Genomic DNA, 22,887 nt, shown 5'->3' with positions numbered 1-22,887 from the left:
GAGGCTGAATGCAATCGCTCGAACGTCGTTACTTCGCGGCCGGGGCCGCGGCGGGAGCCTTCAGCTTCTTCGCCAGCCGCGACTTCAGGCGGGCGGCCTTGTTCTTGTGGATGTACCCCTTCGACGCGGCCCGGTCGAGGGCTTGTTGGACCGTCTTCACTTCCTTCGTCTTCGCGGCCTCGTCGGTGCCCTTCAGGGCCTCCGTGAGAACCTTCCGCTTCTCGCGGAGTTGCTTCGCGACGACGCGGTTACGGCGGCGGCGCTTGTCGGCTTGGCGGAGGCGCTTCCAGGCTGATTCGGTATGCGGCATTGAAACCTCAAGGAATGAAACGAACCGCCGGACGGCCGGCGGGTGTGTGTCGGGTGATTACACCGCTCCGACTTTGAAGCGGATGAACTTCACGACGGTCAGGCCGACCTTTTGCAAGGCTTGGCCGACGGTCGTGTTCGGGTACTTCGCGGCGTTGGCCATCGGTTGCTCGGTCAGCACCGTCTCGGCCAGCCAGGTCTTCGTCTTGCCTTCGGCGATCTTCTCGATGATGTTCTGCGGCTTGCCCTGGTTCTTCGGCTCGGCCAGGATGTGCGACATCGCCAGTTCCTTTTCCTTTGCCAGCAGGTCCGCGGGGACTTCGCTGGTGAGGGCGAACTGCGGGTTGAGGGCGGCGATGTGGGCCGAGGCGTCCCGCATCACTTCGTCGCTGGCCTTCTCGCCCGTGCAGACGAGCAGAACGCCGACGCTGCCGTCGTGGTGGATGTACTGGCCGTAGACGTGGCCGGTGTCGCGGGCGAACCGCTGCACGACCATCTTCTCGCGGATCACGCCGACGACTTCGTCCACCCGTTCCTTCACGGTGGCCGTGCCGAACTTGCTGCCCATGAGGGCGGGCACGTCGGCCGGGTTGTCGGTGGCGACCGTCTTCGCCAGGTCTGCGATCAGTTCGATCACGCGATCGTTCTTGGCCGTCGGGGCCGACTCGCAGCGGAACTCGACGATGGATCCGGCCTTCGCGGCGTTGTCGACGAAGATGCCGATGCGGCCCTCGGCCGTCTCGTTGCCTTCTCGCTTGATCGTCGCCTTCGAGAACTCCTTGCGGAGAATCTCGATGGCCGCTTCCATGTCGCCGTTGGCGGCCGTGAGGGCCTTCTTACAGTCCATCATCGGCAGGTCAGTCTTCTTGCGAAGCTCGTTCACCGCGGCGGCCGAAATCGTGCTCATTGTTCTCTCTCGTTCGCTTGTGCTTGTCTTTGGTGGATCGGGTATGGGGTAAGGGGTTCAGGGTATGGCAGAAGAAGACATTCGCCTTCGACCTCTGCCAGGCCCTAGACCCGATACCCTCTCCCCACTTAGACCGTCTGGCCGGCGGGTTGCGCGTCGGCGGCCTTCTCGTCGGCAACCGGGGCCGCGGGGGCTTCCGGCTTCGGGATGATCCGCGGCTTTTGCAGCATCGCCTGCTGTTCCGGCGGCAGGGCGGCCCGACCCTCGAGGACCGCGTTCGCCAGCTTCTGCAGCACGACTTCGATCGAGCGGATCGAGTCGTCGTTGCCCGGAATCGGCAGGTCAACGGGGTCCGGGTCGCTGTCGGTGTCGATCAGGGCGACCGTGGTGATGCCCATGCGGCGGGCTTCCTTCACCGCGATGTGTTCCTTCTTCGGGTCCACGATCACGAGCACTTCGGGTGCCCGCTTCATCTCGCGAACGCCGAGGAGGTTGCGGCGAATCTTGAGCAACTCGCGGCTCATCGCCGAGATCATCTTCTTGCTGTAGCGGCGGATCGGGGCCGTGTCAGGAGCCTTGTTCAGGTCCATCTTGCCGGCTTCGTTCATCATGCCGGCGATGTACGTGGTCATGTCGTGCCGCTTGGCGTTGTCGCCTTCGGGCAGCCACATGGCTTCGAGTTCTTCGAGGCGGTTCAACCGCGAGCGGATCGTCTTGAAGTTCGTGAGCGCGCCGCCGAGCCAGCGTTCGCTGACGTAGGGCATGCCGCACCGCGAGGCTTCGCGTTCCAGGATGTCTTTGCCCTGCCTCTTCGTGCCCACGAAGAGGACGAGTTGGCCCTTGGACACGACCTGCGACAGGTAGCGGTGAGACCGAAGCAGGCCTCGAACCGTTTCCCGGAGGTCGATGATGTGAATGAGGTTACGCTTGCCGTAGATGTACGGCCGCATCTTGGGATTCCAGCGGCTCGCGCGGTGGCCGTAGTGTACGCCCGCGTCGAGGAGTTCTTTCACGTCGATTAACGCCACAAAACCAACCTCCCAGGATGAGGGTCGCCCATCCCCTGTTAAAACAACGAAACGCCCCCAACACGGTTTCTGGGGCGGAAGAGTGTGAATATATGCCGCCTTCGCGGAATTGCCAGACGGAGGTGCGAGGAATTTTACGAGCCGGGCCACGGGGTCAAGTTCGGGCGGCGGTCCTGGAGCGACCGACCTCCGCGATTGACCCCGTGGCCCGGTGACGTTACGCACGCCCGGCACGACTTACTTGCCGAGACCCTGGAGTTCGGTACCGCCCTCCCGCTCGAACTTCTCCGTGAACGGCTTGCCGCCACTCCACGTCAACTCGACCTTCAGGTCGTTCGTCGGCCCGGTGATGGTCACCGTGAGGTTGGACGTCTTACTGTCGGCGTACTTCTTGGGGGCGTGCCACTTTGTCGCCTCGGTGCTGATCGACTCGCCGGCGAGAATGGCAACCGGGTGGGTGCCGACGGCACAGCCGTCGCCGGAGACGGTCGTGGTCAGCATGAAGCGGCCGTCGGAGCCGATGCGGCTGGAAGCCGGTCGCCAGCCGGTCGGCAGAACCTGGATGTGACCGTAGGTCAGCGGTTGGCCGTCGATGGTGACGATGCCCGAGACGGGGACGACCTTGGGGCCGCCGTCGCTGCAACCGACCAGCGAGAGAAACACGACCACCAAGGCCCCGCCCGCGGTGAGGCGGGCGGGGCCGGTGGGGAGAGAGCAGGCCATGGGAAATCCTTTTGGCTTACTGGTTGGTGGCGACTTCGCCGCCCCGGATGGTGGAGAGGTTGCGGTACACCGTAATGTCCATGTTCTGCTGCAGGAAGCGAACGCTGCCGTCGGCCAGGGCGAAATTGGCCCCGCCCGTGTGGCGGCTCATGAACGCGCCATTCATGGCGCTGGTGCCCGTACCGTAGCAGATGCCCGTCCCCGGCGGGGTGTTGATCGGGTTCTCGGTCGTCCGCAGCGAACTGTTGTGCCGGGAGCCGACGCTCCAGATGTTCGTGTTCGTGCCCAGGTGGCCGTCGTACACCTCGCCGACGGCCGTCGTGTTGCTGGTGCCGTCGGTCACGTCCGCAATGCGGCGTTTGGTGATGTACACGAACATACCGTTGTTGGTGATCTTCACGGTGTCAGCGATGCCCGACGACGGGCCAAAGGAGCCGGAGACGAAGGCGTAGCTACCAATCTTGGCCGCCATGCCGTTGCTCGCGACACTCGCGTCGCTGGTGTCCGACGGGCAGACGTACACGGTCGGCCGCGTCTCGATGGCCGTCTGGTTGAGGGCGACCCACATCGGCGTGGCGTTGGTCGGCCAGCCGTACTCGACCGTGCTGAACATCTTGTACAGCGGGTCCAACTCCATGAACGGCAGGATGGCGACGAAGCCGCTCAACCCGGCCCGGCCGATCCCCGTTGTCGGCAGGCCGGCGCACGGGCCGCTGGTGATACCGTCACACCCGAGGCGGCCAGCGGGGAACCCGTTGTTCACATCGTGGAAGGCGTGCAGGCCAATGCCGATCTGCTTGAGGTTGTTGGAACACTTGGCCCGGGCGGCGGCCTCGCGAACCTTCTGCACGGCGGGCAACAGCAATCCAATCAAGATGGCAATGATGGCAATGACGACGAGCAACTCAATGAGCGTAAAGGCCGCTCGTCGGCGGGCGGAAACGAACCGAAACATCGAACGCACTCCGGGAGAGAAAGAGGGCGACGTTCTGTTAGGAACTGGTTTTGTTGTAAACAGATGCGGCCGACGGGTCAACCGTGTAGGATTCATGAAAATGACCCCGGCTCCACGCCGATCTGTCATTCAGTACTTATTCCATCAACCCGAACAAGGATTTGAGACGTGAGCCTGGCGCATGTTGCCGAATGGCACCGCCAGTTCCCTTTGAAACTTGCGACGAATACCTGTCGGGACATCGACCGGGGCAAGCGCAATTCCGTTTCTTACCACGACGGCCAGACTACCGGCAGAACTGCCGGTTGAGGGTGTTATCGGCCTACCGCCCCGTCTTTGCCGCAACTCGCTTTTTCCACGCCGGGTATCCCACCGTCAATAGTTTCTCCGGCCACGCTCCGTACCAGGCGTACCCATTCCGCCGCTCGTACCCGATGTCCGCGAGGGCCATTTTTTGCACCCCGTCCCGGTCGGCAAAGACGGGCTTGTTCGTCCCGATTTCATAGAACCGGGCCCACAGCGGCGGGGCCGTCGGATCCTTCACGACTACCTTGTTCACGCCCTTCGGTCCCTTCTCGTCCTTCTCAGACGCCACGCGGATGCCCGTCAGCTTCGCCGCCTCGAACCACGCGGCCGCCGCCTCGACCGCCCGCACGACCTCCGGCGACGGGTCGTCCAGGCTCATCAGAATGCGCGTGATGCCGACCGACTCGGACCCGCTCAGAGTCGCCAACTCGAACGTGCGGGCCGGCCGCGGGCGGAAGTCGATCTCGTCGTGCTGGGCGCACCACGCGGTGAGCTTGCCGTCGACCTTAATCTGGCACTTCAAAATGCACACGATACCCCGGTCGAAGGCGGTCGCGGCGGTCTTCCGGCGGGCGTCGTCAACGAAGGCGTAAGTCTTGGTCGTCGCCACTTCGCGGAGGAACGTCAGGAGGCGGACCATCGCATTGTCGTTGAAGGTGATGTGCCGGTGGTAGCCTTTGCCCGGCGGGTGGTACTGCGGCCATCCGCCGTTGGGGTACTGCCCCGCGAGGACGTAATCGAGGCCGCGGTCGAACGCGGTCTTGTACGGGGCGTCCTTCGTCGCACTGTAAATCCGGGCGAGGAATCGCAGTTCGTCGGTGGTCGCCCCGTTGTCGTAGGTCGGCTTGAGGTCCTTGCGGTCGCCGGTGTACGGCCCGGCGGTCGTGGATTCGTTCTTCGGCCACCCGCCGAGTTCAGTTTGGAAGGACAGGATGTTCGCCGCGATCTTCTTGGCTTCGTCCCCGGCGAACCAAGTGTCGGGCTTCTTGAGGTACTCTCCCGGGCCGGCCGCGACGGGGCCAACCGCCAGACAGACGGCGACGACGAAGGCGATAATGGATCGGCAGCCGAACGGCCCACTCAAGCAGTGGCAGGAACTCTGGTGAGTTTGAAGTCCCAGAAAACGGATCATGCCTCACTCCCTTCTGCCGCATCTGGTTCGGACTCTTCATCATCGGCAAACGCCGACTCCGGCAAGAGCCCGTCCAGGAACGCCGCGAATGACGGGGCTACTTGGATGTCTTCGCCGAGGTCGATGTATAGCCACGCGACCGACGGCACTTCGCCGGATCGGTAGTCCAGGCTGATCCACCAGTGCCCATCGCCCGTGAGAAGGACTTGGCGGGGCGGTAGTCCCCACTCGGCCGTCAGGTACGCGGTATCGAGGATGTTCTGCGCCGTGCGATGGTCCGGGTCGGTGACGATCCCGAACAGGTAGTCGAGTGGCACATGATCGGCCGCCCACTTCGTCGGCCGGTTCATGGGGAAGCCGAACCCGTGGGTGTACCCGCCGTTTTGGATGTGGAGAAGCGCGAGGTACTCGGCCGGTAGTTTGACCCCGAGTTGCCGCTCAGCCTCCGCAGTCATCTCGTCTGTTAGCGGCGGGTGTTTGTAGTAATTCGATCCCCAAAACTGATCGGGGGCAATTGCCACTGGAAGCCCTCTGCGGCCGAACACTGATTCAGCCAACTCGATCGCGCCGGCCGGCGGACCCTGCGCAAGTAAACATCGGTCACAGCGTAGCCGGGGAGCGAACGAACCGCCACAAGAATTCGATCACTTCCAGGGGCTGTCGTCCGCCTCGTGGGGTTGGCGGGTCAATTTCAGGAGGTCGATCAGGGATTGGAGTTCCTTCCCCGAGAGGTGGCCGATTTGTCGCTCATGACAGGCCGCGAGAGGGCGAGCGATTTGCCGAAGAAGTTCAAGCCCTGGTTGAGTGATGCTAACGAACACCGCCCGCCGGTCCTCGGTCGATCTTGCCCGCAGGACGAGTCCGCGGGTTTCGAGCCGGTCCAGGATGCGGGTCATGTCCGGGGCACGCGAGACGAGCCGTTCCGACAGCCGCGAGACGGGCACGGGGGCCGGGCGATCGGCCTGGAGCAGGCGGAGCAGGTTGTACTGCTGGGCGGTGAGGTCGAATTGCGCGAAGAGTTCGTCCTCGATCGCCCGAAGGCGGTCGTACGTCCGCCACAGGGCGAGGTACGCCTCCTGTTGGGGCGAGTCGAACCGCCGGGCCGCGGGGCGGGGGGTGGGCGTCGTCATCTCGTCCAAAATATCCGTTCGAACGACATTTGTCTAGACATTTGTGCTGCTATACTGTCACGCGGAGGTCTGCCCGGATTGAGGTTTGGGATGTTCGAATTCTTCCGACTCTCGCTCGTACTCGCGGCCACGGTTGTGTTCGCCACGGTCCCCGACGCAGCGGCCCAGACGTTCGACTACGACCAAGCCCCGATCCGCTACGCGAAGGCCGCCGCGGACAACCCCGTCTCACGCTTGCAGGCCGCGAAGCCGAAGCTCGCCTTCGACGACGACCACGGCTACCTCAAGTCCGCTCTGGCGGCCCTGAAAGTTCCCGAGTCGTCGCAGCTTCTCGTGTTCTCGAAGACGAGTCTCCAGCGGCAGCGGATCACGGCGAAGACCCCACGGGCGGTCTACTTCAACGACGACGTGTACGTCGGGTTCACGCCCCTCGGCGACGTACTGGAGGTGTCGGTCGCCGACGCCGCCCTCGGCACGGTTTACTACACGATCGACCAGGAACCGGCGGTCCGGCCTCGGTTCGTCCGGCAGACCGAGTCGTGCCTGACGTGCCACGGGGCGTCGCCGACGCGGGGCGTGCCCGGCCACCTGATGCGGTCGGTCTTCGCCGACCGCGGCGGCGAACCGCTGCTGGCCAACGGCAGCTACCGGACCGACGACGCCAGCCCGTTCGCGGAGCGGTGGGGCGGGTGGTACGTCACCGGCACGCACGGCAAGCAAGAGCACCTGGGCAACCGCTGGCACAAGGGCCGGTCCGACGACGCCGACCCCGTGCTGCCGGGCGGATCGCAGAACGTCACCGACCTGAAGCCGTTCTTTACGGTCAATCGTTACCTCACGCCGCACAGCGACATCGTCGCCCTCATGGTCCTCGGCCACCAGACAACCGTCCACAACCGGATCGCGCGGGCGACCTACGAAACCCGCGTGGCGTTGCACTACCAGGACGAGTTGAACCGTGCCCTGAAGGAACCGGCGACGACGCGGTACGACTCGGTCAAGAGCCGCATCGCCTCGGTCGGGGACGACCTGCTGAAGGGGTTGCTGTTCTGCGAGGAGGCGAAGCTGACCGACGCGGTCAAGGGGACAAGCGGCTTCGCCGAGGAGTTCGCTGCCCGCGGGCCGTTCGACAAGGCCAAGCGGTCCTTGCGGGACTTTGACCTGAAGACGCAGCTGTTCCGCTACCCGTGCAGTTTCCTGATCTACTCCGAGGCGTTCGACAAGATGCCGGGCGAGGTGCGGGAGTACGTTCTCCGCAAACTGTTCGACGTGCTGATCGGCCGAGACAAGGACGCCGCGTTCAAACACCTGACGGCCGACGACCGTCGTTCCATTCTCGAAATCCTCCGCGAAACCAAGCCGACCCTGCCGGCCTACTGGCGAAAAGACTGACTGCCCTCTTGCCCGATCCGTTCCGACGGCCCGCGGCCAAATATTTGTTTGGACAGATATCGTCTGAACGTGTACTGTGACGATAACGACAACCGCACCGTGATCCGCGTGACCTCTCCCACCCGATTCGGAGTTCCTCATGGCGTCTGATACCACTTCCAGTACCGACGTTGTCGTGATCGGCGGCGGGCCGGCCGGCAGTACCGTCTCCACCATGCTCGCCCAGCGCGGCGTCAAGGTTCGGCTGTTCGAGCGGGAGAAGTTCCCCCGCTTCCACATCGGCGAGTCGCTCATCCCCGAGACGTACTGGGTCTTCCATCGGTTGAACATGCTCCCGAAGATGAAAGCCAGCCCGTTCGTCAAGAAGCACAGCGTCCAGTTCGTCAACGCGATCGGCCGGCAGTCGGCCCCGTTCTACTTCGACGAGAACAAGCCGGGCGAGTGCTCGCAGACGTGGCAGGTGATCCGCAGCGAGTTCGACACGATGATGCTCGACAACGCCCGCGAGCACGGCGTCGAAGTCCACCAGCCGGCCCGCGTGCTGGAGGTGATTTTCGAGGGCGATCGGGCCGTCGGCGTGAAGGTTCAGAAGGACGGCGGCGGGACGGAAGAGGTGCGGGCGAAGGTCGTCGTGGACGCCAGTGGCCAGAGCACCATGCTCCAGAACCGGCTCAAACTGCGGCAGTGGGACCCGGTGTTGAACAAGGGGGCGATCTGGACGTACTGGCGCGGGGCGTACCGCGACACCGGCCGCGACGAGGGGGCGACGCTGGTCGTGCAGACGCCGAACAAGCACGGGTGGTGGTGGTACATCCCGCAGCATGACGATACGATCAGCGTCGGCGTCGTGGCCCCGTTCGACTACTTGTTCAAGGGCCGCGGCCCCCACGAGCAGACGTACCAGGAAGAAATCAATGCCTGCCCGGCCATTCAGGAACGTCTCGCGTCCGGGACACGGGCGACCGGGTACTACGCGACGAAGGACTACTCGTACCGCTCGTCACAGGTGGCCGGCGACGGGTGGGTGCTGATCGGCGATGCCTTCGGGTTCCTCGACCCGCTGTACTCGTCCGGCGTGCTGCTAGCGTTAAAGTCCGGCGAGTTGGCGGCGGACGCGATTGCCGATGGGCTAACCGCAGGCGACACGTCGGCGGCGCAACTCGGCCGGTGGGGCGAGATGTTCGGCAAGGGCGTGGACCGGATGCGACGGCTGGTGTGCGAATATTACGACGGGTTCAGCTTCGGGAAGTTCGTGAAGACGCACCCGCACCTGAAGGGGAAGGTGACGGACCTGCTCATCGGCGACCTGTTCGACGATCACGTGGACGTAGTCTGGGAGCCGTTGGAGTCGCTCTATCCGCCGGAGAAGAAGGCGATCCCGGCGTGGTCGGCCGGGGCACCGCCAGAGGCCGCGGACAAGGTCAACGAGTTGTTCCTCCCACCCGACCCGCTGCGCTGACCGCGGACCTGTCGCCAATCGGTGCTTTCGAATTCCGCCCGGGGTCGCTATCACTTCAAGGAGTGGTGACGACCCCGGGCCGATTTTTTGTCGAGGGCGTGTGAGGAATGGAAACGAGCGTCTCGGATTACCTGAAGCGGATTCTGAACGCCCGGGTGTACGACGTGGCGATCGAATCGCCGCTGGAGCGGGCCGGGAAACTCTCGGCCCGCCTGGGCAATTCGGTCTGGCTCAAGCGGGAAGACACCCAGCCGGTGTTCAGCTTCAAGCTCCGCGGGGCTTACAACAAGATGGCCCGCCTGTCGCCCGAAGAGTTGGCCCGCGGCGTCGTGTGCGCGTCGGCCGGCAACCACGCTCAGGGTGTGGCCCTCAGTGCGCGCCGACTCGGCTGTCGTGCCGTCGTCGTGATGCCGGTGACCACGCCGAGCCTCAAGGCCGACGCCGTCCGTTCCCTCGGTGGTGAAGTCGTCCTGCACGGGGACAGCTACTCCGACGCCTACACCCACGCCCTCGAATTGCAGCAGCGCCACGGGCACGTCTTTGTCCACCCGTTCGACGACCCGGACGTGATCGCCGGTCAGGGCACGATCGGCATGGAAATTCTACGCCAACACCAGCACCCCCTTCACGCGGTGTTCGTCGCCATCGGCGGGGGCGGACTGATCTCCGGGGTGGCGGCCTACGTCAAGGCCGTGCGACCGGAGGTTAAGGTGATCGGCGTGCAGATGACCGATTCCGACGCGATGATCCGCTCGGTCGCGGCCGGCCGGCGGGTTCCCCTCCCGGACGTGGGCCTCTTCTCCGACGGGACGGCCGTCAAACTCGTCGGCGAGGAGACATTCCGCCTGACGCGGGAACTGGTCGACGACTTCGTCACCGTGGACACCGACGCCGTGTGTGCCGCGATCAAGGATGCGTTCGAAGACACTCGGAGCATCCTGGAACCGGCCGGGGCGATGGGCATTGCCGGGTTGAAGCAGTACGCCGCCCGGCACGGCCTCAAGGAACAATCGCTAGTCGCGATCACCTGCGGGGCGAACATGAACTTCGACCGGCTGCGGTTTGTGGCCGAGCGGGCCGAGGCCGGCGAGGAGCGGGAGGCCCTGTTCGCCGTGACCATCCCCGAGGAGCGCGGGAGCTTCAAACGGATGTGTCAGATCATCGGCCAGCGGAGCGTGACCGAGTTCAGCTACCGCATCTCCGACGAGACGACGGCCCACGTCCTCGTCGGCCTGGCCACCCGGAACCGCGGGGAAGCGGGCGCGATTCGGCAGTCGCTCGCGGCCGAGGGGTTTGCCGCCGTGGACCTCGGGGCGGACGATCTTTCGAAGGAGCACGTCCGCTACATGGTCGGCGGGCGGAGCCGGCTGGCCACGGACGAACGGCTGTTTCGGTTCCAGTTCCCGGAGCGGCCGGGTGCCCTGATGCGGTTCCTGTCGTGCCTGCACCCGAACTGGAACATCAGCTTGTTCCACTACCGCAACCAGGGGGCCGATTACGGCCGCATCCTCGTCGGCATCCAGGTGCCCGAGGGCGACCGGCCCGCCTTTCAGGAGTTCCTCGACACCCTCGGCTACCCGTGTGCCGACGAGACGCAGAACCCGGTGTACCACCTGTTCCTGCGATAAGACTGTGAGCCGGACGAAGTCTCCGTCACTTCAGCCATTTCGCCACGATCGCCTGGTAGTAGACGCCGCTGACGCTGGACGGCTCGCCGGGGGCGACGCCGTAACCGCCGTCGGCGTTGCGGCAGGCCGCGAAGAACTCGCGGAGTTTCGCGGCGTCTCGCGGCTTCTCCTTCGCCAGCATCAGAGAACGCATCACGCGGTAGGTCGTCTCGCCGTCGCCGCCCTTCGCGCCAGCCTTGCCCCAGGCCCCGTCGGGCCGTTGGCCGGCCTTGATCTGCTCGATCACCTTCGCCTTGTTCGCGAGCGGGTAGCCGAGGCGGAGTTTCATCGCGGCCACGCTGGCACTGTCGCGGGCCAGGCCGTCGCCCTTGCCGGCGGTGCCGTCGTTGTTGAGTTGCGCGTCGGCCAACTTGATCCAGGCGTCGGTCCAATCGGGCTTCTTCTCCAACGCTTCCAGGGCGGCGGCCCCGATGCGAACGTCTTCGAAGGTCTTGGCGTTCGCGTGCAAGTACTCGACCGCTTTCGGAAACTTCGCCTCGGGGATGCCGAGTTCCACCGCTGCCATCACGCCGATGGCAGTGACGGTCACGTCCGGCTTTGCGTCGAGTTCGTGGAAGCCGCCGGTGGCAGGGTCGTAGCACGACAGCACGAACGCCGTGATCTTGTCCTTGTGGGCCAGGTCGCCGCCGAGGTACCTCGTGGCCCGCACGGCCGACGACGTAGCCCGCAAGCCCGGTGGGGTCTTCGCGTTCAGCTTGAACGTCCCGGTCGCAGCGTCTTGCAGCCCGGCGAGGTACTGCAACGTCGCCTGCTTTTCGGCGGCCGTCTGGGCGGAAGCGAACGAGGGGAGGGCGAAGGCAATCGCCAGCAGGAGTAGTCGCATGGGAAGTCTCGCGGGTTCGGGATGCGGAGAGGTATCCTATCCGAACCCGCGGCGGTCAGAAGTCCCAGGCGGTCCGCACCCCGAAGCCGTGGAGCAAGCCGCTGGCGGCGGGGTCGGCGGCCTCGCGGGACGTGAGGACGTAGTTCGCCTGGAGTTTCGCATTCGGCGTGAGGAACCAGTTGAGACCGAGGACGAACTCGTGCGTGATGCCGCCGACGATGCCCTTGTCGTTCAGGTCGAGATAGCCGTACCGAGCGGCCAGTTGCCACGCCCCCAACCCGCGGGTGTCGCCGACCCAGCGGATCGGGTTCTTGGGCACGACCCGCGTGAAGGCCATCCGCTCGTGGTCGTACTCGCGGTGTTCGCCGGTCAGGAAGTAGTGCACTTCGACGTACCCGCCGTGGTAGAACGTCGTGCCGTAGGGGACGAGCGTGCTGCCCACCGGCATTTGCGTGCGGCTCAGCCATGACGTGTAGTATTCCGCCTGGAAGGAGAACGACCCGGCTACGCCCGCCAGTTCCGGCACCAGTCGCGCCTCCCGACCGCCGTACAGGAACCCGGTGTCGGCGATCAGGTCCGACAGGGCACTCGGCGAACTGCGAAGGCTGAACCGCGAGCGGTACCGCTGCTGGTCGTCGTCCAGGTCGCGGTAGCTGCCGCCGAGGCCGACGTGCAGCAACTGCTCGCCCTTGTTTTCGTAGATCGGCAGGTAGGCCAATCGCCCGGTCAGGTCGGCCTCGTTCCGGCCGACGTTGAAGCCGAAGATCGACCGCGTGGTCTTGAAGACGCCGAGTGCCCAGTAGGCACGCTTGTCGGTCAGGAAGTTGTCGAACGCCTGGATGCCGGGGACGAAGCCGTTGTTGAACCCTTCCGCGAAGGCGTCGAAGCTGGTCGAGCGTTCCAGAAAGTTCAGGTACTTGCTGCTGGTCATGTGCTCGAACGAGATCGGCTGCTTCTGGTTGCCGATTCGCAGGTTGCCGATGATCGGCAGTTGGCGGAAGGTCAGGTTCAGTTCCGTCGGCACGGTCGCGAGGCTGGCCCGCTGCGGCGTGGTCTGGGTTATGAAGGCGTTGGCGAAGTCGAACTCGGCCTTGAAGTCGATCGTCTTGGCGAACGTCCCGTCGGCGGCGAAACGCGCCCGGCGGACGCTGACGCCGTCTTCGAACTGCGACGGGCCGGTGATGTTCCGCCGCAAGCCCGCGGGCACGGCCGTGGCAATGGTGTCGAGTTGGAACCGCCCGCCGGGCTGGAAGGTGAACAGGCCGTCCTCGGTGTAGAAGTACGGGCCGTTCTTCCACTTCATCTTCATGGCCAGCGGGTCGGGCGGTTTCTCCGGGGCCTTCTCCGGTGGCGGGACAGCGTCGGCACGCAGGTCCACGGGGGCGATGTCGGCCGGCGGCGCGTCTTGCGCGCCGGCCGGCAGAGCGTCTTGCGCACCGATCGGTGTCGCGGCCCATGTGAGTATGATTGCGAGCAGTGGAAGAGTCCGCCCCACGATTCCTCCGTATCTTTCGGCTGATTTCGCCGCGGAATAGCGGAAGAACGGATCGGCCGCTAGACGGACTTTGCCGCCGCCCGCCGGCCGATACAATTCCGCGGTCGACATCCCTCCTGCCCTCCCTCGTCTGGAGCATCTCTCATGCGATTGACCCGGTTCCTGCTGTCGCTCGGCGTCGTGGCCGCGACGGCCCTGTTCGCGACGGCGCAAAACAAGCGACTGCTGCTCGTCACCCACAGCGGCGGCTTCATGCACGATTCCATCGGCGTGGCCGAGGACATCCTCAAGGAGCAAGGCCCGAAGAACGGCTACGACGTGACGTGCTACCGCTTCACGGAAGACCCGAACAAGAAGGTGAAGTACAAGCCGAAGAAGGACGGCCCGGAGGTCGAGACGACGGCCCTCGAGAAGTACAGCGCCGACTACCGCGCCCGGACCGGCAAGACAGTCGAGAAGGAGAACTGCGGCCACATCAACAAGGAAACGCTCAAGAACTTCGACGCGGTGCTGTTCTTCACGACCGGTAACCCGACGACGAAGGACGAGTTGAAGGACCTGGAAGAATGGACGAAGGCCGGCGGCGCGTTCGCGGGCACCCACTGCGGGGCCGACACGCTGTACAACACGACCTACGGCGACTTCATCGGCGGGTACTTCAAGACCCACCCGCCGATCACGAAGGTGAAGATCAAGTTCGAGGACTCGAAGCACCCCGCCGCCGTCGGGTTCACCGCGGGCCAACAGTACGAGGACGAGATTTACATCTTCCGCGAGCCGTACAGCCGCGACAAGTTGCACATCATCTTCAGTTGCGAGTCGGGGTCGTTCAACCCGAAGCCCGATCAGGCCCGCAAGGACGGCGACTACGCCCTGTCGTGGTGCAAGGAAGAGGGCAAGGGGAAGGTGTTCTACACCGCGTTCGGCCACAAGAAGGAAGTGTGGAAGGACCCGGCCTTCCAGCAGCACCTCTTCGGCGGCTTGAACTGGGCCGTCGGCAAAGTGCCCGGCGACGCGACGCCGACGGGGCCGGCGAAGTAATGGCAGGGTGAAGAGGCGACACGCTGAGGGGCGAGAAGACCGGGTCTTCTCGCCCCTCAGGCTTTTATCGTCGGGTGCGTTCGGCCAGGGTCACGCAGACGGCGTGCAGTTTGCCGCGAGCCTCACTCACTTTGTTCGACGCCCCAATCTTGCCGAGCGCCGGGATCGACAACTCGAACCGCTCCGCGTCGCCGTTCGCTTGGGCCGTCAGGTCGAGCAACTGCTGGTAGTCCGGCGTTCCCACCGGGATGATGGTGCGGGCGTCGTCCACTGTCGGCACGAGGCCGAACTTGATGACTGCCGTCAGGTGTTCGCTCAGTTCGGCTACGCGGTCGGCGTCGTCGCGGTCGGCCGCATCCTTGATCGCCCGGCCCAGGTCTTTCGTCGATTCATGGCAAGCCCGCACCTTCCCCACCGGCGTGTTGGCGTTCGCCAGTTCTACACTGTGCTCGACGAGATTCTCCAACAGGTCGCGGTTCCGCTGGAACATGTGCAGTTGCTCGCCGGCGGTCGGGCCGGTCGCCGCGGGTTGGCCGGACACCCAGGCCGTCAGCAGCATGAGCACGAACGACGTGAAGACGAGTCGGCGCATGTTAGGCTCCCCCGTCAGCGAGTTTAACCAATCGGGCTTCGCCGTCCTGGGCGGCCTTCGCGATTCGTTTTAACAGGGGTTGAACCCGCGGCGACGCCAAAGGCACGAGGTCCGTCACATCCGTCACGGTCTGGGACAGTTCCGCCCGCGCGGCCTTCAGAGCGGCCTGGCGTTCGGGCAGCGGCGTGTTGAACTTCGTCATCTGTTCGGCCTGCGGCAACACGCCCTTCGTGACCACGTTCTCGTACATCTTGGTCAGCGACAGCATCTCGTCGTACTCGGCCGCCTTCGAAAGTGCCCGCGTCTCGGAGCGGATATCGCCCGCAAGGCTCGCCAACTTCGTCACGCGGTCCTTCGGGGCGGTGAGCAACGCAAGTTCGGTATTCGTCTTCACAACCTTCTGCAAAAGCTCGTGCCGGGGGGCGTCCTTCGCGGTGGTCGTTGTCTTCGACGTCGGCCAGACGGCCCACGTTCCGACGCCGACGAGCACCGCGGCGGCCGTCGTGACCACGGGCCGCAGGGGAATCTTGCGCAACAGATCCTGAAGCGACAGCCCGGCGACCATCGGGGTGGGCACCGACCGGATGACCGGACCGGCCGCCAGCAGCGATTCGACGAACGCGATCTTCGCCAACTCCGACGACGGCACCGGCAGGGCCGCGAGTTCGGCGTTCAACACCTGTGCCCGCTCGGCGAACCGGCGGCAGAGTTCGCACCCGTCAAGGTGGGCGCTCAACTCCGCGGGCACGGCCGTCAGGTCGGGCACGTCGAGCAACCGATTTTGAACCGCTTCGCACTTCATCGCAACACCTGTCACTCTTTCCCCGTTGGCGGCACCAGTTCGGGGGCCAGCACCTTCATTAGTTTCTGTCTCGCCTTGAAGACCCGCCAGCGGGCGGTTTCCTCGGTCGTCTTCAGGATGGCCGCAATCTCGCGGTACGCCAATCCCTCTTGCGTGTGAAGCAGGAGTGCCGAGCGGAATTCCGGCGGCAGTTCCTGAATCGCCTTCGCCACTTCCGAAACCGCCTCACGGTCGGCCATGTTATCGAGCGTACTGCCGCCGGGGGCCGGGGCGGGCGACTCGTCCGGCAACGGGTGGCGGGTCCGCCGCTCGGACCGCTTGAGATTCACGAAGTTGTTGTGGCCGATGCGGAACAGCCACGCCCGGAAGTTACTGCCCGGGCGGAAAGATCCCAGTGCCCCGAGCGCCTTCATAAACGTTTCCTGGACCAGATCTTCCGCCTGATGGCGGTTCCGGGTCAGGTGGTACAGCCAGCGGTAGAGGCGGTCCCAGTAGTGTTCGACGATCCGCGCGAACGCGGTCCGATCGCCGGCCTGGGCGGCCTCAATCCATCGCAACTCCTCGCCGGGGAGGAGGGCATCCGTGTCGTGCGGCACGCGGGTCGGGAGGGTCGGAGGTCCGGGCTTCGGGGGTTGCATCCACGATAGCCCTTCGGGCGGCGTCCGTCCAGCAACCCCGGCCCGCGGCACGCTCGAAACCCGTGCAGTCATAGGAGCGTAACACGAGAGGGAGGCGGACGTTGGCGGGAACACTGTGAAACGGCGAGGGCCAGTTCCTGAAAAATGGGACGAATGCACCGACTGGCGCGAGTGTACCGGATGGATTAGTCCGGTAAATTCCCCGGTGAACGGCTCGTACACTCCTGATTTTGTTTTACAGTACCCCACCTTCGCGCATATACTCATCCCTCAGAGTCCCGTCGAACCGCCCCTCTTGCGACAATTCTTGCCCCTACAGAGAGACCACCATGTCCCGCAAGCCGTTCGCGCCTCGTTCGAACCGTCTCCCCTGGCAGTTACAGGTGCTGGAAGACCGGACCCAGCCGGCGACCACGGAATCGCCCGGCGGCATCCTCGAACGTCCCCCCACCGCGAACGACGACTTCGTCAACGCGAACGGGACGAATGCCATCACCATCGCCGTCCTCGACAACGACGCCGCCGTCGGGGCGAGGAACCTCAATCCCGCCTCGGTCGCCCTGCTGACCCCTCCGACCCACGGAACGGCCTCCGTTGACGCGAGTTCGGGGAGCATCACGTACACGCCGACCGGGTCCTTTCACGGGACCGACACGCTCAGCTACACGGTGAGCGATTCGGCCGGCCAAACGTCCAACCCCGCCAAGGTCACGATCGTCGTCAACCGGCCCACGGCCAACGACGACTTCGCGGAGACGGACGTCAACACGGCTGTCTCGATCCCCGTCATCGAGAACGACTCGGCCGCGGGCGACGCCGGCGGTGCCGCCGGCCTTGTTGCGAGTTCCGTGCGGATTTTCGCCCTCCCCCTGCACGGGTCGGTCGTCGTCACGCCGGCGACCGGGGAGGTCGTGTACACGCCGGACACGAACTTTTCGGGGACGGACAACTTCCAGTACACGGTCAAGGACACCGCCGGTGCGGAGTCCTCGGCGGGGTACGTCACGGTTGTCGTGAATCCCCCGGCCACGCCCCCGGCCACAAACCCGATCGCCCGCGACGACGTGGCCGACACCGACGGCACCAACCCCGTTGACGTGCCGGTCCTTGACAACGACTCCGCGGCCACGGGCCGCACTCTCAACTTGGCCAGCGTGAACATCGTGGGTTCCCCGAGCCGCGGCACCGTCTCCGTCGATCCCGCGACCGGGGTGGTTACGTACACGGCGACGGGGTTCTTTACGGGCACGGACACGTTCACGTACACGGTGGCCGATTCCGCCCAGAGGTTGTCCAACACGGCCACCGTCACCATCGTGGTGAACCGCCCGGCGGCCAACGACGATTCCGCGGACACCGACGGCACCAACCCCGTCGAGGTCGACGTGTTGGCCAACGACACCGACCCGGACGGGAACGAGGAGATTGACCCTGCGACGGTCCGGGTGTTGAGCCAGCCGGCCAACGGGACGGTCACGGTGAACACCACGACCGGGGCGATCACGTACACCGCGACCGGGTTCTTCCAGGGGACGGACACGTTCCAGTACACGGTCAAGGACAAGGCCGGGGCCGAGTCCGCGCCGGGGACCGTGACGATCGTGGTCAACCGGCCCACGGCCAACGAAGACGCCGCCTTCACGACCAGCACCGCCCCCGTCGCGATCAACGTGCTGGCCAACGACACCGACCCAGACGGGAACGGGGAACTCGACCCGGCCTCGGTCGCCGTCGTGAGCGGCCCGGCCCACGGGACGGCCGCGGTGGACCCGGCGACCGGGGCCATCACCTACACGCCGAACGGCACCTACATCGGCACCGACGTGTTCACCTACACCGTCACGGACTTCCCGGGTGCCGTTTCGAACGCGGCCACGGTTCGCGTCCGCGTGAATGCCACGGCGAGTGCGCAACTGACGGTTGCCGCCGCGGACGTCGGCGGCGGCCCGCGGGTCACCGTCTTCAACGCCGACGGCAGCGACCGGGCCAGCTTCTTCGCCTACGACCCGTCGTTCACCGGCGGCGTCCGCGTGGCGAGCGGCGACGTGAACGGCGACGGCGTCCCGGACATCGTCACTGCGCCCGGCAAGGGCGGCGGGGCACTGGTCAAGGTGTTCGACGGCAAGACGCTCGCCCTGATCTCGAGTTACACCCCGTACGATTCGTCCTTCACGGGCGACGTGTACGTTGCGGCCGGCGACGTGAACGGCGACGGCAAGGCCGACATCATTACCGGGGCCGGGGCGGGCGGCGGGCCGCACGTGCTTGTCCACGACGTGGCCACCGGGCGGACGGTCATGAGTTTCTTCGCTTACGACTCGTCCTTCCGCGGCGGGGTTGACGTGGCCACCGGCGACGTGAACGGCGACGGCAAGGCCGACATCATCACCGGGTCGGGGATCGGCGGCGGGCCGCACGTCAAGGTGTTCAGCGGGGCCGACGGGAGCGTGTTGCAGAGCTTCTTCGCCTACGACTCGTCCTTCCGCGGCGGCGTCACGGTCGCGGCGGGCGACCTCAACGGCGACGGCTTGGCCGACGTCATCACCGGCACGAACGCCGGCGGTGGGCCTGCCGTGTCCGTCTTCGACGGAAGCGACCGCGCGGTCCTGGCGTCGTTCTTCGCCTTCGACTCCGCGAACCGGGGCGGCGTTCGCGTGTCCGCCGCCGACGTGAACGGCGACGGCCGGGCGGACATTCTGGCCTCGTCCGGCCCAGGCCAAGCGTCCGGCACGAAGGCGTTCGACGGGGTCACGTTCGCCCAACTCCAAACGGACGACCCGTTCGGAGACTTCAACGGCGGCGTCTTCGTCGGCGGGCCGGGCTAGTTTTGCTTCAGCTACTGGTCGCCCGGACGTGGGTTTGAAGCCACGTCCGGAGCGGCAAAAAGGCGTCGATTCGCCCGCGAAGGCCGCAAGGCCATCGCCCTCATCCGTGCGACCTACAAGAGTAACAAGACAGGGTGAGCGGTTGAAGTCCGGTGATACCGCCCTGCGGCGCAACTACCACATACAATAGAAGCTCCCGCCTGCGGAATTTATCCGGAGATACAATCCTATGCGACTGCGCCTCGCTTCCCTGGCCGCCGTCTTGTGCTGCGGCCCCCTTTCGCTCGCGGCCGACTGGCCCGCCTTCCGCGGCCCCAACCGCGACGGCATTTGCACCGAAACCGGGCTGCTCAAAAAGTGGCCGACGGAGGGGCCGAAACAAGTCTGGACGGCCAAGAATCTCGGCGTCGGCTTCGGCACACCGTCGGTGGCCGAAGGCAAGATCTTCGGCATCGGCACCCGCGACGGCAAGGACGGCATCTGGGCACTGAAAGAAGATAGTGGCTCGGAACTCTGGTTCACTCCGTTCGCCGATGCCACAAAAGTAGCGAACCAGACCAACGGCCCCGGCAGCACGCCGACCTACGCCCAGGGCAAGGTTCTCTCGGTGAGCGTCAACGGCACCCTCGTCTGCCTGGACGCGGCGAAGGGCACGCTGCTCTGGAAGAAAAGTTACCTCACCGACTTCGGCGGCAAGGTGCCCACGTGGGCCTACAACGACTCCGTCTACGTGGACGGTGACAAGGTGATCTGCACACCGTGCGGGTCGAAGGCGGCAGTGGCGGCCCTGAAACTGGCCGACGGCGAAGTGGTCTGGAAGGCCGACGTCGGCCCGGTCGGCGGCGGTTGCGGGTACTCGTCGCCGGTGAAAACCGCGTTCAACGGCACCCCGGCCTACGTCGTCCTACTCGGCGACAAGTCCGGCGTGGTCGGCCTGCACGCCGACACCGGCAAGATGCTCTGGCAGTACAAGGGCAAGGCCGCGGCCGGCGGCGTGGCCCAGATTCCGATCCCGATCGTGAAGGACGACCTCGTGTGGGTGTCCTGTAGCTACAGCGGTGGGGCGGCCCTGTTGAAGATTGTGCCGCAGGGCAAGGATGCGTTCGAGGCGAAGGAGGTCAAGGCGTACAAGAAGCCGGAACTGAACAACCACCACGGCGGCATGGTGCTGGTCGGCGACCACGTCTATTTCGGCCACAATCAGAACGAAGGCAACCCGGTGTGCGTGGAGTTCAAGACGGGCGAGATCAAATGGGGCCCGGAAAAGAACCCGGCCGGCGGGGCCGGGTCGGCCGCCGTGCTGTCCGCCGACGGCCGCCTGTACTTCCGCTACCAGAATAGCGTGCTGGTGCTGATCGAACCGGACCCGACGGAACTGAAGGTGGTGTCGTCGTTCAAGCTCCCACCGGCCGACCAGAAGACCCACCCGCAAAGTTGGCCACACCCGGTCATCGCGAACGGCAAACTCTACATCCGCGACCAGACCGTGATGTACTGCTACGACGTGAAGGCAGTGGGTAGCTGACGGCGGTTTACAATGGTCGCAAAGGGCTACGCGGCTCTGACCCTCGTCCGCTCGCGATTTACTTGAGCAACGATATAAGGCGGGCGGTGGCGACGAGATAACTGTCGTAATGTCGAGGGCGAGACCTGCTAACCACGGACTGTCAAAACGAGCTGGCCCCAGGCAAAACCTGGGGCCAGCTCGTTTTGATTACGCACTCGGCGTGCTACTTAAGCCGTCGTCTGGGTGCGATTCCGACGTCGGACCCCATACCCTGCCAAACTGGCCAAACCGATCCCCATCATCGTCATGCTCGCGGGTTCTGGAGTTACAACCGACACAGACGCCGAAACGCCGGTCGAATCGAAGAAGTAATTCCCATTTGAACCGTATCCGACTGCGAAATCGATAGTTCCACCTGCAGCCAGAGAAATGGTGTTATTGAAAGACTGGCTTGTGGTTGTGCCATTAATTAGACCGCTAGAATCTTGCATATTGTTCACATAAACGTGAACGTCAGTTGTGGCCGGTTGTGCCACGTCTTGACCGGTGAACAAGACAGAGAAAGAGTAGACGCCTGCCGTCGAAGCTGTGAAACGAGAGACACTATATTCGGCCGCGGGTCCAGGGTGCTGGACCACGCCGCCAGCGGGGAGGGATTCCGTCCCGTTAATCAAGTTTGTCATGCCACTCAAATCATGATAAATCCCCAAATACGGATTCCCGCCCGCTACTCGCCAGAATTCATAGTTACCACCCGTTCCAGTCCCGGTGCCGTACTCGTCGAACAGCGTAAAACCCGTTCCCAATGTCGTTTGATAGCCATACGTCCAAGTGCCAATGTTAGTGCTCGAAAAATCTCCCGCCAGTGTCGTCGAAAAAGCAGCCTGGGCGGTAGAACCTAACGCAGAAGTAACAAATACGGCTGTCAACATTACAAAAAATCTTGATCGCATCTTGTGCATCCTCAAAAGGGCGGCTTGAACCCGGGCACCCGGATTCTGCTCTGAGTGAATCTTTACTCCCACACTACCAATCAGAATAAGCCCTCTGGTCAACAGGCACAAGTGAGAATTGCTCAATTAATCTAATTGCCCTCCGACAGCAGCAATATTGTCTCCAAAAATTTCGCAATTAGCCTAGCTTGTACGCCGTCAATTTGTTATGCCCCGCTAAAAGCAATGAGTCGAACTTCGGTCCGATCGACAGGTCGTGGACGTGCATCCCCACTTTTTCCTGCTTGAGCACCTTCTTTGACTTCACGTCGAAGAACGCAACGAAGCCTTCGCTGGCCCCGCCGACGCCGAGGAGCCAACTACCGTCGGGGGCGTAGAGCAGTTTGTTGACGAGGCCCTGGCTCTTGTCGGCGACGAACTCGGCCACTTGCTTCTCGGCCTGCCAGTCGAAGACCTCGACGCGGGCCTTCGCTTCCAGGTGGTCGATGTTGCCGATCTTGCCGGTGCCGCCGACGGCGAGGTGTTGGCCGTCTGGCGAGAACGCCAGCGAGCGAGCGCCGCCGATGGAGTGCAACCGCTGAACCTGGTCCCAGGTGTACATCGTCGGGGCTTCGACCTTCTTCAACTGCTCGCCGGCCTTGGCGTCCCAGACAATGACTTTCGCGGTCTTGTCGGCCGTGGCGAGGTACTTGCCGTCCGCGGAGTAGGCGACGGCGTACAGCATCGACGGGAAGTTCTGCGGCGTCTTCTCGCCGTGGCCGCGGAGTTCGCGGACGAGTTTGCCGGTGGTCGCGTCCCAGACCTTGCACACCATGTCGTCGGCCACGCTCGCGAACCGACTGCCGTCCGGCGACGCGACGACTTGCCGAATCCACTTCGCGTGGGCGGCCTCGGTGCGGATCTCCTTGTTCATCGTGGTGTCCCACCAGACGAGCTTGCCGTCGTACCCGCCGGAGACGAGCGTGCTGCCGCTGAGCGCCAGCGTGGTGACGTAGCTGGCGTGGCCGTACAAGCCCTTCGGCTCGAACTTCGCCGCAGATAGGTCGGCTTCCGAAACCTTGAAGTCGGACGAGCCGAGGAAGACGCGGTCGGTGCCGGGCACGCGGGCCACGGCGAAGGCGATCGCGGGCCGGCTGTAGTCCTTCACGAGCTTCAGCGATTCGGGGTTGGGAGCGTTCATGG

The 22,887-nt window shown here is 64.6% G+C and carries 21 protein-coding genes; 6 read left to right on the top strand and 15 right to left on the bottom strand.

What is annotated here, in order from left to right; all coding sequences use genetic code 11:
* Positions 1-28 precede the first annotated feature (28 nt).
* The 8 genes from rpsT to PX52LOC_RS14070 all read right to left on the bottom strand — a co-directional run bounded on the left by rpsT (position 29) and on the right by PX52LOC_RS14070 (position 6,490).
* Positions 29-310 (bottom strand): 30S ribosomal protein S20, encoded by a 282-nt coding sequence (gene rpsT / locus PX52LOC_RS14105; RefSeq protein ID WP_149110705.1) that lies wholly within the window; start codon positions 308-310, stop codon positions 29-31.
* Positions 311-367: 57 nt separating this feature from the next.
* Positions 368-1,216, bottom strand: coding sequence for a translation elongation factor Ts (gene tsf, locus PX52LOC_RS14100; protein ID WP_149110704.1), 849 nt, complete (start codon positions 1,214-1,216; stop codon positions 368-370).
* Between the two features lie 128 nt (positions 1,217-1,344).
* Positions 1,345-2,244: a 30S ribosomal protein S2 gene (gene rpsB / locus PX52LOC_RS14095; protein WP_149110703.1), complete on the bottom strand. Its 900-nt coding sequence runs from the start codon at positions 2,242-2,244 to the stop codon at positions 1,345-1,347.
* 237 nt (positions 2,245-2,481) lie between these two features.
* Positions 2,482-2,967, bottom strand: a complete 486-nt coding sequence (locus PX52LOC_RS14090) for a hypothetical protein (protein WP_149110702.1) — start codon at positions 2,965-2,967, stop codon at positions 2,482-2,484.
* Positions 2,968-2,983: 16 nt separating this feature from the next.
* Positions 2,984-3,922: a DUF1559 domain-containing protein gene (locus PX52LOC_RS41955; RefSeq protein WP_168219518.1), complete on the bottom strand. Its 939-nt coding sequence runs from the start codon at positions 3,920-3,922 to the stop codon at positions 2,984-2,986.
* A 322-nt stretch (positions 3,923-4,244) separates the two neighbouring features.
* Positions 4,245-5,360 carry a pectate lyase gene (gene pelA / locus PX52LOC_RS14080; RefSeq protein ID WP_149110700.1) on the bottom strand — a complete coding sequence of 372 codons (1,116 nt, stop codon included), beginning with the start codon at positions 5,358-5,360 and terminating at the stop codon, positions 4,245-4,247.
* The gene (locus PX52LOC_RS14075; protein ID WP_149110699.1) at positions 5,357-5,881 is read right to left on the bottom strand and encodes an SMI1/KNR4 family protein; all 525 of its coding nucleotides are present in this window, start codon (positions 5,879-5,881) and stop codon (positions 5,357-5,359) included. The genes pelA and PX52LOC_RS14075 overlap by 4 nt, the downstream gene beginning before the upstream one ends.
* Positions 5,882-6,004: 123 nt before the next feature.
* Entirely contained in the window at positions 6,005-6,490 is a 486-nt protein-coding gene (locus tag PX52LOC_RS14070; RefSeq protein ID WP_149110698.1) for a MarR family winged helix-turn-helix transcriptional regulator, read from the bottom strand.
* Positions 6,491-6,580: 90 nt separating this feature from the next.
* Here PX52LOC_RS14070 and PX52LOC_RS14065 point away from each other — a divergent pair, with 90 nt between their 5' ends.
* The 3 genes from PX52LOC_RS14065 to ilvA all read left to right on the top strand — a co-directional run bounded on the left by PX52LOC_RS14065 (position 6,581) and on the right by ilvA (position 10,969).
* The gene (locus tag PX52LOC_RS14065; protein ID WP_149110697.1) at positions 6,581-7,882 is read left to right on the top strand and encodes a hypothetical protein; all 1,302 of its coding nucleotides are present in this window, start codon (positions 6,581-6,583) and stop codon (positions 7,880-7,882) included.
* A gap of 139 nt (positions 7,883-8,021) precedes the next feature.
* A complete protein-coding gene (locus PX52LOC_RS14060; RefSeq protein WP_149110696.1) occupies positions 8,022-9,341 on the top strand; it encodes an NAD(P)/FAD-dependent oxidoreductase in 1,320 nt (439 codons plus the stop codon).
* A gap of 107 nt (positions 9,342-9,448) precedes the next feature.
* A complete protein-coding gene (ilvA, locus tag PX52LOC_RS14055; protein ID WP_149110695.1) occupies positions 9,449-10,969 on the top strand; it encodes a threonine ammonia-lyase, biosynthetic in 1,521 nt (506 codons plus the stop codon).
* Between the two features lie 25 nt (positions 10,970-10,994).
* On the opposite strand, the gene PX52LOC_RS14050 is transcribed toward ilvA, so the two are convergent.
* Positions 10,995-11,852 (bottom strand): prenyltransferase/squalene oxidase repeat-containing protein, encoded by an 858-nt coding sequence (locus PX52LOC_RS14050; protein WP_149110694.1) that lies wholly within the window; start codon positions 11,850-11,852, stop codon positions 10,995-10,997.
* Positions 11,853-11,907: 55 nt separating this feature from the next.
* A complete protein-coding gene (locus tag PX52LOC_RS14045) occupies positions 11,908-13,347 on the bottom strand; it encodes an OprO/OprP family phosphate-selective porin (RefSeq protein ID WP_168218991.1) in 1,440 nt (479 codons plus the stop codon).
* A 144-nt stretch (positions 13,348-13,491) separates the two neighbouring features.
* Between PX52LOC_RS14045 and PX52LOC_RS14040 the strand changes: the two genes are divergently transcribed.
* Positions 13,492-14,388: a ThuA domain-containing protein gene (locus tag PX52LOC_RS14040; protein ID WP_149110692.1), complete on the top strand. Its 897-nt coding sequence runs from the start codon at positions 13,492-13,494 to the stop codon at positions 14,386-14,388.
* 64 nt (positions 14,389-14,452) lie between these two features.
* Here the strand turns inward: PX52LOC_RS14040 and PX52LOC_RS14035 are convergent, their stop codons facing one another.
* Genes PX52LOC_RS14035 through PX52LOC_RS14025 form a run of 3 tightly spaced genes read right to left on the bottom strand, consistent with a single transcriptional unit; the run spans position 14,453 to position 16,420 of the window.
* Complete coding sequence (locus PX52LOC_RS14035) at positions 14,453-14,980, bottom strand: hypothetical protein (RefSeq protein WP_149110691.1); 528 nt, start codon at positions 14,978-14,980, stop codon at positions 14,453-14,455.
* A gap of 1 nt (position 14,981) precedes the next feature.
* Complete coding sequence (locus tag PX52LOC_RS14030) at positions 14,982-15,782, bottom strand: hypothetical protein (RefSeq protein WP_149110690.1); 801 nt, start codon at positions 15,780-15,782, stop codon at positions 14,982-14,984.
* 11 nt (positions 15,783-15,793) lie between these two features.
* On the bottom strand, positions 15,794-16,420 hold the full coding sequence (locus PX52LOC_RS14025) for an RNA polymerase sigma factor (protein ID WP_149110689.1): 627 nt from the start codon (positions 16,418-16,420) through the stop codon (positions 15,794-15,796).
* Between the two features lie 329 nt (positions 16,421-16,749).
* On the opposite strand from PX52LOC_RS14025, the gene PX52LOC_RS14020 reads away from it, so the two are divergent.
* Positions 16,750-19,245 (top strand): Ig-like domain-containing protein, encoded by a 2,496-nt coding sequence (locus PX52LOC_RS14020; protein ID WP_149110688.1) that lies wholly within the window; start codon positions 16,750-16,752, stop codon positions 19,243-19,245.
* A 229-nt stretch (positions 19,246-19,474) separates the two neighbouring features.
* The gene (locus tag PX52LOC_RS14015) at positions 19,475-20,770 is read left to right on the top strand and encodes a PQQ-binding-like beta-propeller repeat protein (protein WP_149110687.1); all 1,296 of its coding nucleotides are present in this window, start codon (positions 19,475-19,477) and stop codon (positions 20,768-20,770) included.
* 209 nt (positions 20,771-20,979) lie between these two features.
* Here the strand turns inward: PX52LOC_RS14015 and PX52LOC_RS14010 are convergent, their stop codons facing one another.
* Positions 20,980-21,684 (bottom strand): PEP-CTERM sorting domain-containing protein, encoded by a 705-nt coding sequence (locus tag PX52LOC_RS14010; protein ID WP_168218990.1) that lies wholly within the window; start codon positions 21,682-21,684, stop codon positions 20,980-20,982.
* Between the two features lie 199 nt (positions 21,685-21,883).
* Entirely contained in the window at positions 21,884-22,885 is a 1,002-nt protein-coding gene (locus tag PX52LOC_RS14005; RefSeq protein ID WP_149110685.1) for a WD40 repeat domain-containing protein, read from the bottom strand.
* Positions 22,886-22,887 lie beyond the last annotated feature (2 nt).

The sequence above is a fragment of the Limnoglobus roseus genome (assembly GCF_008254045.1).
Taxonomy (GTDB): domain Bacteria; phylum Planctomycetota; class Planctomycetia; order Gemmatales; family Gemmataceae; genus Limnoglobus; species Limnoglobus roseus.
This window is presented reverse-complemented; position numbering and strand designations above follow the sequence as displayed.